Raw genomic sequence first — 12,826 nt, forward strand, 5'->3', positions numbered from 1 at the left:
ACCGTGTCGTCCGGTCCGGCGGCTGCGCGATTTCGGCACGCCGCCAACGGGGGCGATTGACGGCGCGCATGTGGCGGTCGATGCTTTGGCCGTCCCGAGTTGGCCATCGCGTCGCGATGCCGCGGGAAAGCGACGGAAAGGACAGCCACATGACACCCTGGCGCGTGCTGCGACTGTTGCCCCCGGTTGCCGTGGGCATTGCCGTCGCGGCTTGGCTCTTGTCCACGGCCGAGCCGCCGGTGCGCAAGGCGCAGGCCGAACGCAGCGTCGCGGCGCGCACCGTCATCGCCGAGGCCGCGCCGGTGCGGCCCGTGGTGCGCGGCTATGGCAACGTGCGCCCCGCGCGCAGCTGGGAAGCGGTGGCCGAGGTCGCCGGCGCGATCACCTGGCGCCTCGGCCGGCTCGAGACGGGCAACATGATAAAGGCGGGCACGAAGGTGCTGCAGATCGATCCGGCCACCTACGAGCTGGCGGTCGCCCAGACCGAGGCCGACCTTGCCGCGCAGCGTGCCGAAGCCGAACAGCTCGACCGCGAGGAAAGGAATACCCGACGCATCCTGTCGCTGGAACAGGAGCGTCTGGCGCTCGCCGAAAGCGATCTGGAACGCGCGCGCAACCTGGTGGAGCAGGGCACCGCGCCGCAGACCCGGTTGGACGAACAGGAACGCGCCACGCTGCAGGTGCGCCGCGGCGTGACCGAGTTGCGCAACACGCTCGACCTGATCCCGAGTCGCCGCAAGCGCCTGGAGGCACAGATCGCCCGGACCGAAGCCGCGCTGTCGCGCGCGCGGCGCGACCTCGAGAAGACGCGCGTCACCACGCCCTTCGACCTGCGCGTCGGCAAGGTGCATGTCGAACGCCACCAGTTCGCCGGCACCGGCCAGCCCCTGGTCAGCGGTGACGGGGTCGCGCGCGCCGAGATCACCGCGCATCTGCCGATCGAAACCTTTCCCCGTCTCGTCGGGGCCGCGGGCGCGGCGGGTGGCAACGGGCCGATGCAGGCAGAGGCACTGCAAGAGGCGCTGTCGCGCATAGAGGCGCGGGTGCGCCTCGTCGCCGACCGCGATCAGGTCTGGCAGGGGCGTGTGCTGAGGGTGGAAAACGCGCTCGACCCGCAGGCGCGCTCGGTGCCCGTGGTGGTCGCCGTGGACGGCCCCTATGCCGGGACCAACCCGCCCGAGCGCCTGCCGCTTGTGCCCAACATGTACGTCGAGATCACGCTCACCGGCCCGGCGGGGGAACCGCGCGTCAGCCTGCCAGACAGTGCCGTCCACCAGGACGACACCGTTTACCTACGCGACGATGACGGGCGGCTGGAACTGCGCAAGGTCGAGGTCGACTGGCGGCAATCGGGGCGCGCCATCCTGTCGCGCGGGATCGAACCGGGCGAGGCGGTGATCCTCGACGATCTCGTTCCGGCGATCCCGGGCATGAAGGTCGTGCCGGCCGACGGGGCGAGCGAATGATCCGCTGGTTCGCGGGCCACCCGACGGCGGCCAACCTGCTGCTGGTTCTGATCCTGGCGGCGGGCGCGGTTGCCGCGCCCACCCTCAAGCGCGAAACCTTCCCCGATTTCCGTGCCGTCGAGGCCGAGATTACGGTGGTCTACCGCGGCGCCTCGGCCGGGGAGGTCGAAGACGCGGTCTGCCGCCGCATCTGGGATGCCGTGGAATCGGTGGAAAACCTCGACGAGCTCAGCTGCGTCGCGCAGGAAAACAACGCCCGCGCCGTGGCCACCATGGAGGCAGGCGGCAGCTCGGCACGGTTCGTCAACGACCTGCGCACCGAGGTCACGGCGGTGGACGATTTCCCCGAGGCCGCCGACCCGCCCGTGGTTCGCGAGCTCAACCGCACCGACGTGGTGACCTCGGTCGCCGTGGCGGGCGACCTGCCGCCGGCGCACCTGGAACGGTATGCTGCCGGGTTGCAGGACCGACTTTCGGCGCTGCCCGACGTGGCGCGCGTCACGCTGTCGGGTTTCGGCGAGCGTCAGTTCCGCATCACCGTGCCGCGGGCGGTGCTGGACGAACACGGGCTGACGGCCTCGGGGCTTGCCGCGACGATCGGCGCACAGAGCGTGGACCGTCCCCTGGGCAGTCTCGAAACCAAAAGGCAGACCCTGGGCCTGCGCCTGACCGACGAGCGGCGCAGCGTGGCCGGGCTGGCCGACATCACCGTGCTGTCACGCCCCAACGGTGCCGAACTGACGCTGGGTCGTATCGCCCGGATCGAGGAAGCCTACAGCCCGTCCGAAGAACGCGCCTTCCTTGACGGGCAACGCGCGGTGTTCCTGCAGGTGGACAAGGCGCTGGACGCCGACGCGCTGGACGTTTTCGACAGCGTGCGGGCGGTGGTCGACCGCGAACGCACCGCGCTGCCGGACACCCTGCGCGTCGAGATCGTGCAGGACATGACCAGCATCGTGCGCGACCGGCTCACGATGCTGGTCGAGAACGGCGTGATGGGCCTGGTGCTGGTGATCGCGGTGATGAGCCTGTTCTTCCGTCCCGCCTTTGCCATCTGGGCGGCGGTCGGCCTGCCTGTCGCCTTTCTCGGGGCCTTCGTGGGCATGGCGGCGCTGGGGCTGTCGATCAACATGATCACGCTGGTGGCGCTCCTGATGGCCATCGGCATCGTGATGGACGATTCCATCGTCATTTCCGATTCCATCGCGCAGGCTTCGGCAAGGGGCGCCACGCGGATCGAGGCCGCGGTCGCGGGCACGCGGCAGGTGCTGCCGGGCGTGCTGTCGTCCTTTGCCACCACGATGGCGATCTTCGGGCCGCTGTCGTTTCTCTCGGGCGAACTGGGCGCGGTGCTCGAGGTGCTGCCGATGGTGCTGATCGCGGCACTGGCCGCCAGCCTGGCCGAGGCGTTCTGGGTGCTGCCGCACCACCTGGGCCACGGGCTGAAAGCCACCGAGACGCCGCCTCGACGCTGGCGCGCGGCATTCGATCGCGGGTTCGACCGCCTGCGCGAGCGCGGCGTCGGGCGGATGGCCGATTTCGCGATCGGCTGGCGGTATCTCGTCACCGGTATGACACTGGCCGCGCTGATCGCGACCGTGGGGCTGGTGCGCGCGGGCTACCTTCAGCGCGAGGCGATCCCGGCGATCGATGGCGACGTGCTGGAGGCGCGCATCCTGATGCCGCAGGGCACGCCGCTTGAGCGCACGGCGCAGGTGGCCGACCGCGTGACCGCGGCGCTGGACCGCCTCGACGCGCAGCTGTCGCCCGACCAGCCCGGTGGTTCCGCGCTGGTGCGCACGGTGCAGACGCGGTTCAACCGCAACGCCACCGCCGGGGAACAGGGACCACACGTCGCCACGGTCAGCGTGGATCTGCTGGGCGCGGGGACACGGACCGTCACGCTCGACGAGGTCACGGCGCTGTGGCGCGACGAGATCGGCGCGGTGCCCGGCGCCGTGTCCGTCACCCTGACGGAACCGGGCATGGGGCCACAGGGGCTGGCCGTCGAGATCCGGCTGTCGGCGCCCGAGCTTGACGCGCTGCGCGGCGCGGGGGACCGGCTGGTGGCCGAGCTGCGGACCTACGCGGGTGTCTTCAACGCCATGCACGACCTGCGGCCGGGCCGGCCCGAGCTGCGCCTGCATCTGGCCGAAGGCGCCACCGCGCTGGGCCTGACGGCTCAGGATGTCGCCACGCAGATCGGGGCGGCCTTTCTCGGCAACATCATCACCACGGTGCAAAGCGGCGACATCGCGCACGAGATCGAGCTGGAACAGGCCGCCGGCGACCGCGACGCGCGCGACGACCTGCGCGACTTCACCCTGCGCCTGCCCGACGGCGGGCAGGTGCCGCTGACGACCGTCGCCCGGCTGGAGGAAGCGCGCGGCTGGGGCCGCATCACCCATGTCGACGGCACGCGCACACTGACCGTGCAGGCCGACGTGGACACGCGCGCCGGCAACGCCGATGCCATCGTTTCGCAGGTGTCTGCGGAATTCCTGCCACGGCTGGCCGACTCCGTCCCGGATCTCGATATGGAGGTTGCGGGCCAGAGCGCGAACTCGGCCGAGACGATGGCGTCGGTCCTGCGGGGGTTCCTGATGGGGCTGGTGGGAATCTACCTCGTGCTGTCGTTGCAGTTCCGCAGCTACGTCGAGCCGGTGATCGTGATGATGACGATCCCGCTGGCGTTCATCGGCGTGGCGCTGGGGCATCTGGCCATGGGCTACGACATATCGATGCCGTCGATCGTGGGCGCGGCATCGCTGGCGGGGATCGTGGTCAACAACGCGATCCTCCTGGTTCAGGTGATCGACCGGCATGCTTCCGCGGGCATGGAGCTCGAACGGGCCGCCGGGGCGGCCAGCCGCGAACGCTTCCGCCCGATCCTGTTGTCGGTGGCGACCACGATCATGGGGCTGCTGCCGCTGCTGGCGGAGACGAGCACGCAGGCGCAGGTGCTCAAGCCCCTGGTGATCTCGGTCGTCTTCGGCCTGCTGTCGGCAACGGTTCTGGTGCTGCTGGTGCTGCCGGCCTTCTACGCGATCCTGGGCGACCTGGGGCTGGCCCGAGCCGGCCGCAAAGAGGGGCAGGCGGCCGTCAGCCGCCCTTGAGGCGGCGCAGCAGCACGACCTCGCTGTCCGGCGCGATCGGCGTGAACCACGCGTCGTTGTAGACGCGCCCGTCGATCGAGACCGAAACACCGCGATCGAGCTGCGGCTTGAGGCCCGGGTGGTCGCGCGCGAGCGCGTCGAGCAGTTCGCGCAGCGTGCCGGCCTCGACCTCGACTTCGGTGCGGCCGTCGGTCATCTCGGCCAGCGAGCCCCAGAGGCGAACCTTGACCATCGCCTCAGCCGTCGTCCGCGCCGTGAATCGCCGCAAGCACCCGGGGCGGCGACATCGGCAGTTGCGTCATCCGCACGCCGGCCGCCGCCGAGACCGCGTTGGCGATCGCCGCGAGCGGCGGAACGATCGAGGTCTCGCCCACGCCGCGCACGCCGTAGGGGTGGCCGGGGTTCGGGATCTCCAGGATGACCGGCTCGATCATCGGCAGGTCCGAGGCCACGGGCACCCGGTAGTCGAGGAACCCCGGGTTCTGCAGGACCCCGTCGTCGCCATAGATGTATTCCTCGTTCAGGGCCCAGCCGATGCCCTGCGCGGCGCCGCCCTGGAACTGGCCCTCGACGTAGTCGGGATGGACCGCCTTGCCCGCGTCCTGGAACACCGTGTAGCGCAGGATCTTCACCGCGCCGGTGTCGCGGTCCACCTCGGTGTCGACCATGTGGGTGGCAAAGCTCACGCCCGCGCCTTCGGCGTTGACCTCGTGGTGCCCCGCGATCGGGCCGCCCGTGTTGGGGGCGATGGCGGCGATCTCGGCGAGGCTCATCGGCGGGTGCTCGCCCGCGTTGGGGCCCGAGGGCCGTGCCGCGCCGTCCTCCCACACGACGGCCTCTTCGTCGATGCCCCAGATCATCGCCGCGCGGCGGCACATCTCGCGCTTGGCGGCGCGGGCGGCCTCGATGGTGGCCAGCCCGACGGCGAAGGTCACGCGGGAGCCGTCGGTCACGTCGTTCACGCCCAGCGACCCGGTATCGGTGATGACCGTGCGCACCCGGTCGTAGGGAATGCCCAGTTCCTCGGCGGCCATCATCGTCATCGACGCGCGCGAGCCGCCGATGTCGGGGTTGCCTTCCGACAGCGTGACGGTGCCGTCCGGGGCCACGTTGAGCGACACGCAGGTGTTGCCGCCGAAGTTGAACCAGAAACCGCAGGCCACGCCACGGCCCTGGTTCTCTCCCAGCGGCGCGCTCCAGTGCGGGTGTGCCCTGGCGGCCTCGAGCGTGGCCTCCAGCCCGATCGCCGGGAAGGTCGGCCCGTAGGAGGCCTTCGTGCCCTCGCGCGCGGCATTTTTCAGCCGCACGTCCAGCGGGTCGAGGCCCAGCTCCTTCGACAGCTCGTCGATGGCGCTTTCCACCGCGAAGGCGGCCATCGGCGCGCCCGGCGCGCGGTAGGCGGCGGCCTTGGGCCGGTTGGTCACCACGTCCCAGCCCACGGTCCGCACGTTCTCGAGGTCATAGGGCGCGAAGGCCGACATCGATCCCATGTCCACCGGTGAGCCGGGATAGGCCCCGCCCTGGTAGCGCAGCTCGGCGAAGCCGGCGGTGATGCGCCCGTCCCGTGTCATGCCCAGGCGCACGTCCACAGAGCTTGACGACGTCGGCCCCGAGGCGCGCAGCACCTCGGCGCGGCTCATCACCATCTTCACCGGGCGGCCGGCCTTGCGCGACAGCGCCAGCGCCACGGGTTCAAGGAAGACGGTCGTCTTGCCGCCGAAGCCGCCGCCGATCTCCGAGGCGGTCACGCGCAGCTGTCCCTGCGAAAGCCCGAGGATCGCCGCGCAGGTGTCGCGCACCATGTACTGGCCCTGCGTGCAGCACCACAGGTCGGCCTGCCCGTCGGGGCCGGCCGAGGCGAGGCAGGCGTGCGGTTCGATGTATCCCTGGTGGGTGGCCGCGGTGCGGTAGCTGCGTTCGATCACGCGGTCGGCCTGTGCCAGGCCCGCGTCGATGTCGCCGTGGCCGAACTGGACGCGCGACATAACGTTGCGCGAATGTCCCTCGGGCACGGTTTCGTCACCGCCGGCCTCGTGCAGCACCGGCGCGTCGGGGGCCATCGCCGCGTCCACGTCGGTGACATGGGGCAGCGGTTCATAATCCACCTCGATCAGCTTGAGGGCCTTGCGTGCCACTGCCGCGCTGTTGGCGGCCACCGCGGCCACGGCATGGCCGTCGTAGAGCGCCTTGTCGCCGGCCATGCAGTTGTCGAGCACGTCAGCCACGTCCTCGGGCACCTCCGCCGGGAAGTCGGCACGGGTGACCACCGCCTTGACGCCGGGCAGCGCCTCGGCCTTCGAGGCATCGATCGAGCGGATGCGCGCATGGGGGTGGGGGCTGCGCAGCACGCGGCCGGTCAGCATCCCCGGCGCCGTCATGTCCGCGCCGAAGCGTGCGCGGCCCGTCACCTTGTCGATGCCGTCGGGACGGGGCGGGCGGGTGCCCACCACCTTGAAATCCAGCTTGGTCGCGGTGTCACGGTCATCAAGTGCCATCAGGAAGCCCTCCGCATGTCATCGGCCGCCGCCATCACGGCGCGCACGATCTTGTCGTAGCCGGTGCAACGGCACAGGTTGCCCGCCAGCCAGTAGCGCACCTCTTCCTCCGATGGGGCCGGGTTACGCTCCAGAAGCGATTTCGCCGCCACGAGGATGCCCGGCGTGCAGATGCCGCATTGCAATCCGGCGTGGTCGAGGAATGTCTGTTGAAGCGGGTGCAGGTCATCGCCATCGGCCATGCCCTCGATGGTCTCGACGCGGGCGCCCTGTGCCTCGGCGCCCAGCATCAGGCAGGAGCAGACCAGCCGGCCGTCCACGGTGACGGAACACGCCCCGCAGTCTCCGGTGCCGCATCCCTCCTTGCTGCCCGTCAGGCCGAGCCGGTCGCGCAGCACGTCCAGCAGCGTTTCCTCGGGCTCGCACAGGAATTCGGTCGCGTCGCCGTTGATGGTGGTGGTGACGTGGATCTGGCTCATGCCCTGTCTCCTTTCGCGCGTGCGTAGGCGATCGCGGCGGCCCGGCGCGCCAGCACCCCCGCGACATGGGTGCGGAAATGTTCCGTGCCGCGCTTGTCGTCTATGGGCCGCGCGGCGGCCGAGCAGACGGTCGCCAGCTGCTGCTGCGCGCCCTCGCGCACCTGCGTGCCCACGAGCGCCTCGGCGGCGGTCTCGACCTCCACGACCGTCGGCCCGACGGCCCCCAGCGCCACGCGCGCGCTGTCGACCGTGCTGTCGGCATCCAGCGTCAGGGAGACGGCGCAGCCGACCACGGCGATGTCCATCTCTGTGCGGGGGATGAACCGCAGGTAGGCATCGCCGGAGCGTTCGGGGCGCGCCGGCAGGAAGATCGAGGCGATGAATTCACCGGTGTCCAGCGACGTCTTGCCGGGCCCCGTGGGCACCTCGGCCACGGGCACGTCGCGCGTGCCGTCCGGCCCGGCGATGCGCGCAAGCGCGCCCGCGGCCACCATGGCCGGCACGCTGTCTGCCGCCGGCGAGGCGTTGCACAGGTTGCCCGCCAGCGTGGCGCGCCCCTGGATCTGGGTGGAGCCGATCAGGCCCACCGCCTCGGCCACGCCGGGCCAGTCGGCGCAAAGGCCGTCGTGCTCGTTGATCTGCGCGCCGCTGACGGCGGCGCCGATGCGCCATCCGCCGTCCTCGGGCGTGATCTCGTGCATGCCCGGGATGCGCTTGATGTCGAGGATGGTTTCCGGCTCCAGCGTTTCGGACCGCAGGCGCACCAGAAGGTCGGTGCCGCCGGCAAGCACGTGACATGCGCCGGGGGTCCGGGCCAACAGGCCAACGGCCCCCTCGATGGAATCGGGCGCTTCGTATCGCATCTGTCTCACCTGTCGTTGTGCGGGGCGCAGGCCCTTTCGTCGCTCGCAGGGTCCTGCGACTGTTGCCGACTGTCAATCAACATGAAGCGCCATGCAAACCGGAAAACGACATCGGCCGTCGGCCATGTGCGCGGTTCATCCGGCGGCCTCCTGCGGCGGTTCGATCTCGAACTGCAGCGCGTCGAGCACCCGGTCGTAGCGTTCCAGAACGTCCATGCGGTCGCGCCCGCCCACGTAGACGTTGGCCAGTTCGAAGCTGTAGCTGTCCTGCAACCGCAGATCGCCGAGGTTGTCGCCCTTGTTCACCTCGATCTTCACCCGCGTGTCGGGCTGGCGGGCCTGCAGACGCTCCAGCGCCCGGGACGACGGCACATATGTCACGCGCCCCGGCTCGTAGGCACGGTAGAAGAAATGCGCGGCCAGGTTCCACGGCCCGTCACGGCCCAGCGTGCGCGGCTTGCGCCCCAGCGCCAGGTCGATGACCGTCGAGAAATGCGACACGCCGTTGACCTTCTGGAACAGGTCCGCGTGGCTTTGCGACGCGCGCGGGTTGATCTCGAGAAGCCAGATCGCGTCGTTCGACTGGTCGTAGAAGAACTCGGCGTTGAACGGCCCGTTGTCGTAGCCGAACTGCCCGATCACCGCGCGGGCGATGTCCATCATGCGGTGCTGGACCTCGAGCGGCAGCATCGAGGGGTATTCGTAGCGCGCGAACGACGAGCTGTCGGGGTCGCGCACCGAGTCCACCACGCCATAGACCACCACCTGCCCGTTGTAGGAATACCCTTCCAGCGTGCATTGCGCGCCGCCGATGGAGGATTCGGCGATGAAGGTGCTGGACGACTCCGACAACTCCGGCGGCATGTCGTAGTCGCGCATCATGCGCAGGAAGGGGTCGGTGATCGCGGGTCCCTCGGCGCGGCACTTTTCCATGATGTCCGCGAATTCGCGTTCGCCGTGGATCGCGTAGGCCAGGTAGGACCGGAAGGACTTCACCGGCTTGATCCAGAAGGGCGGCACCAGCCCGATCCTGGAAAAGGCGTCGTCGTCGAACGGATCGAAAGCGCGGAACACCGGGACGGCGTCCGGGGCGACCTTGGCCTGTTCGAGCCGCGACCAGTACTTGTGTTCGCACTTCAGAAGGCTTTCGAGGTTGGGGCCCGGCAGGCCGAACCGCGAGGCGAGGATCGAGGCGATGATCGTGCCCGGGAAATCGAAGAAGCTGGCCACGCCCGCCGGCCCGCCGGGTGCCTCGGCCATGCGGCCGGCGGCCAGGTCGACCAGCGCGGGGATGTCCACATCGGGGTCGTCGCGCATCTCCGCCAGCGTCAGAGCCGGGCGGAATTCGCATTCCTCGGCCTGTGGCAGCTCGTTGAGGGTTTCGAGGTTGAACTCGTCAAGCCCGACGAGAAAGACCTGCTTGCGGTCGGATGCCATTGGCGCGCCTCCTTGCGTTGCAGGCGGAATCATACCGGCGCGCGCCCGTCACACAAGATCGCGCGGCACCTCTTCGTCCCAGCTGCGCGCGAATATGCGCGCGTCGCCTTCGTAGGCGTCCAGCGTCGCCCGGATCTGGAAGGTGCCCTCGGTCGCCGTCAGCGTGGTATGGGTCACGGTGCGCGCGTCCCACTCGCCCCGGCGGAAGTGGCGTTCCTGCGCCACCTCTCCGCGCAGTGTCGCATAGTCGTTGCCGGTGTAGGAATAGCTTTCGCGCGTGTCGCGTCCCACCTCGAGGCCCGTGTCGGCGAAGACGTAGCGCGCGTCGTTGTTGATGACGTCCAGCGCCACCTGGTTGCTGGCCAGGTCGAAGTTGACGGACCAGCGCCGGTCGGCGGGCGCCAGCAGCGTGGTGGGCGGGGCCTCGGCCATCTGCGGCGGGCCGAAGGGGCGCAGGTCGCTGTCGGCCTCGCGCGGGGGGCGGACCGGCAGCGTCAGGCGCGACCCGGCGGTGCGGATCGTCAGCTTTGCCGGCCGCGGCGAGGGCCACGCCAGCGGCCAGTAGGAGCTGGAGACCGCCAGCCGCACGCGGTGGCCCGCGTTGAACCGCTGCGCGATGTTGTTGAGCGTGACCGAGACCTTGTAGAACGTGCCCGGTTCAAGGGGCGCGGGCGCCTCGTGGCTGTCGCGGTGGCACAGGTTGAGCACGCCGTAGCTGACCCGCGACGACCGGTCGAGGGGCGAGACATCGCACAACCGCACCGCGATCATCGCCACCGGCTGGTCCGCGGCCACCTCGAATTCCACGCGCGGGGCGCCGAGGATCTCGAGCGGCTCGTCCAGCGGCTCGGTGTCGAACAGCAGTGCGCCGCCATCTTCCTGTCGCTGGTCCCACGGCAGGTCGGTCTCCTCGGCGTAGGAGCACCATTTGCCCGCGAACAATCCCACGCCCAGGGGGCTGCGGATCGAGACCTCTTCCTGCGCGGTGCAGTCGTCGGGCCGCGCATGGAGCCCACCGTTGCCAAGGTGCAAGGTGCGCGGTTCGAGACGCGGCGACGGCCAGTCGTCCTCGGCGATCCAGCGGCCCGGGCTCGACGGTGTCAGCGGCGAAGACGCGTCCATCAGCCACGCGCGCATCCGCGGCTCTGCCTCGACGCCGTTTTCCCGGCCCAGCAGCCAGCGGTCCCACCAGTCCAGGCATTCGCCCAGGAAATCGATCGCCGGTCCCGGCCCGCCGGTGTGGGGATAGCGGTGCCCCCACGGCCCGACGATCGCGCGGCGCGGGACGTCGAGGTTCTCCATCATCCGGAAGACGGGGTTGGTGTAGCCGTCGCGCCAGCCGCTGACGGCCATCACGGGCACGTCGATCGCCGCGTAATCCTCGCTGATCGACCCCTGTTTCCAGTAGGCATCGCGGTGCTGGTGGCTCAGCCACGTTTTCAGCCAGTGGCCGTTCTTTTCCAGCCGTTCGCGCCAGATCTCGCGCCAGCTGTCGCCCACGGTGGCGGGGTCCGGCGGGCAGGAATTGAAGGCGAACATGTTGCCCGCCCACGACAGGTTGTCCGTCAGCAGGCAGCCGCCCATGTAATGCACGTCGTCGCCGTAGCGGTCATCGGAGGAGCACACCGTGATGACGGCGCCCAGCTCGGGCGGGCGCAGGGCCGCGATCTGCAAACCGTTGAACCCGCCCCAAGACAGGCCGAACAGCCCCACGCGCCCGTTGCTCCACGGCTGAGCGGCGATCCAGCGCAGGATCGTCAGCCCGTCGCGCATTTCGCGCGGCAGGTACTCGTCCTCGAGGATGCCCTCGGAATCGCCCGAGCCGCGCATGTCCACCCGGATGCTGGCATAGCCGTGGGCGGCGAAATGCGCGTGGATCTGGTGATCCCGCGTGGCCTTGTTGTCGCTTCGGCGGTAGGGGATGTACTCCATCACCGTTGGCACCGGCGCGCCGCGTGCGCCCGCGGGCAGCCAGATCTTGGCGGCAAGGCGGGTGCCGTCGTCCATCTCTATCCAGACGGGATCGAGGATTTCGACGCGGCGTGCGGGCTGGTGGCGCGAGGGGTGTGTCATCGGGCCCTTTCGAAATGGACTGACCGGACTGCAATCTAGACGATCCGACGGCGTGGGCAACATCAATGCCCCGGTGCGCCCGCCGCTCAGTCGGGCGTGGCGTCTTCCTGCGCCGCCGCCAGTTCGGGAAGGGCAGGGCGTGGAAAGACCTCCAGCGCCTCCGCGACCGCGCGGCGCGCGCGCGCACCTTCCCATTTCGATTGCAGCAGCATGTCGGGCAGCGCGCCGTGACGCAACCGCAGACGGCGCCAGTGGTGCAGGATCAGCAGGCGCAGCACCGTCGAATCCAGCAGGTTATCGGGCCGGGGCCCGGCCATCGCCCGTCGCGTGCAGGCACCAAGGCGGTCGTATTCGCTGCGCAGCTCCCCGTCGGCCAGAAGATCGACAAGCCAGCCCGGTATGTGATCCGGGCGCGCCCGTGCCAGCAGCATGTCCGTGTCGGGCGCTGTCGGCGGGGTCTCGACCAGCGCGGTGCGCGGGCCGAGGCCGATCGCCGTCGCCGGCAGCCGGGCGGTGAAATCGGCCGCCGACAGGTGCGGTGGTGCGACGATCAGCCAGGGTTCGCCGGGCGTCGGCATGGCGCCGGAATAGATCACGGGGCGCACGGCCTGGGTTTCCGTCCAGCCGTGACCCGAAAGGCCATAAAGCGACTCGCGCCCCGCCTTTTCGCTTTCGATCCACCCGTCGGCACGCAGCCGATGCACAGCGACGCGCACGGCCTGCGCGGTCACACCCATTCGCCCCGCGAGTGCGGTCAGAAGCTTGCCACCGATCCTGTCGTCGGGGGTGGTGCACATGTCCCCGAGGATCGTCACCACCACCGACCAGACCTTGAGCGGGCCGCATCCGCTCAGAACATCGATTTTTTCTTGCGTATCAAGAATTTGCATCACCCGA

The 12,826-nt window shown here is 69.9% G+C and carries 9 protein-coding genes; 2 read left to right on the forward strand and 7 right to left on the reverse strand.

From position 1 onward, the window contains the following. Nucleotides 1-149: 149 nt before the first annotated feature. Nucleotides 150-1,466 carry an efflux RND transporter periplasmic adaptor subunit gene (locus tag CEF10_RS02490; protein WP_157932938.1) on the forward strand — a complete coding sequence of 439 codons (1,317 nt, stop codon included), beginning with the start codon at nucleotides 150-152 and terminating at the stop codon, nucleotides 1,464-1,466. Further along, nucleotides 1,463-4,582 (forward strand): efflux RND transporter permease subunit, encoded by a 3,120-nt coding sequence (locus CEF10_RS02495; protein ID WP_101065772.1) that lies wholly within the window; start codon nucleotides 1,463-1,465, stop codon nucleotides 4,580-4,582. Before CEF10_RS02490 ends, CEF10_RS02495 begins: the two co-directional genes overlap by 4 nt. Here the strand turns inward: CEF10_RS02495 and CEF10_RS02500 are convergent. The 7 genes from CEF10_RS02500 to CEF10_RS02530 all read right to left on the reverse strand — a co-directional run bounded on the left by CEF10_RS02500 (nucleotide 4,569) and on the right by CEF10_RS02530 (nucleotide 12,819). After that, nucleotides 4,569-4,814 carry a MoaD/ThiS family protein gene (locus tag CEF10_RS02500; RefSeq protein WP_101065774.1) on the reverse strand — a complete coding sequence of 82 codons (246 nt, stop codon included), beginning with the start codon at nucleotides 4,812-4,814 and terminating at the stop codon, nucleotides 4,569-4,571. The genes CEF10_RS02495 and CEF10_RS02500 overlap by 14 nt on opposite strands. A gap of 4 nt (nucleotides 4,815-4,818) precedes the next feature. Then, the gene (locus tag CEF10_RS02505; protein ID WP_101065777.1) at nucleotides 4,819-7,077 is read right to left on the reverse strand and encodes a xanthine dehydrogenase family protein molybdopterin-binding subunit; all 2,259 of its coding nucleotides are present in this window, start codon (nucleotides 7,075-7,077) and stop codon (nucleotides 4,819-4,821) included. Beyond that, nucleotides 7,077-7,556, reverse strand: a complete 480-nt coding sequence (locus CEF10_RS02510) for a (2Fe-2S)-binding protein (RefSeq protein ID WP_101065779.1) — start codon at nucleotides 7,554-7,556, stop codon at nucleotides 7,077-7,079. The genes CEF10_RS02505 and CEF10_RS02510 overlap by 1 nt, the downstream gene beginning before the upstream one ends. Beyond that, nucleotides 7,553-8,419 carry an FAD binding domain-containing protein gene (locus tag CEF10_RS02515; RefSeq protein ID WP_101065781.1) on the reverse strand — a complete coding sequence of 289 codons (867 nt, stop codon included), beginning with the start codon at nucleotides 8,417-8,419 and terminating at the stop codon, nucleotides 7,553-7,555. Before CEF10_RS02515 ends, CEF10_RS02510 begins: the two co-directional genes overlap by 4 nt. A gap of 135 nt (nucleotides 8,420-8,554) precedes the next feature. Then, a complete protein-coding gene (locus tag CEF10_RS02520) occupies nucleotides 8,555-9,856 on the reverse strand; it encodes an ATP-grasp domain-containing protein (RefSeq protein ID WP_101065783.1) in 1,302 nt (433 codons plus the stop codon). 48 nt (nucleotides 9,857-9,904) lie between these two features. Next, the gene (locus CEF10_RS02525) at nucleotides 9,905-11,929 is read right to left on the reverse strand and encodes a CocE/NonD family hydrolase (RefSeq protein WP_101065785.1); all 2,025 of its coding nucleotides are present in this window, start codon (nucleotides 11,927-11,929) and stop codon (nucleotides 9,905-9,907) included. 86 nt (nucleotides 11,930-12,015) lie between these two features. Then, on the reverse strand, nucleotides 12,016-12,819 hold the full coding sequence (locus CEF10_RS02530) for a PaaX family transcriptional regulator C-terminal domain-containing protein (RefSeq protein ID WP_101065787.1): 804 nt from the start codon (nucleotides 12,817-12,819) through the stop codon (nucleotides 12,016-12,018). Nucleotides 12,820-12,826 lie beyond the last annotated feature (7 nt).

This window comes from Roseovarius salinarum (assembly GCF_002834145.1).
GTDB lineage: Bacteria > Pseudomonadota > Alphaproteobacteria > Rhodobacterales > Rhodobacteraceae > Roseovarius > Roseovarius salinarum.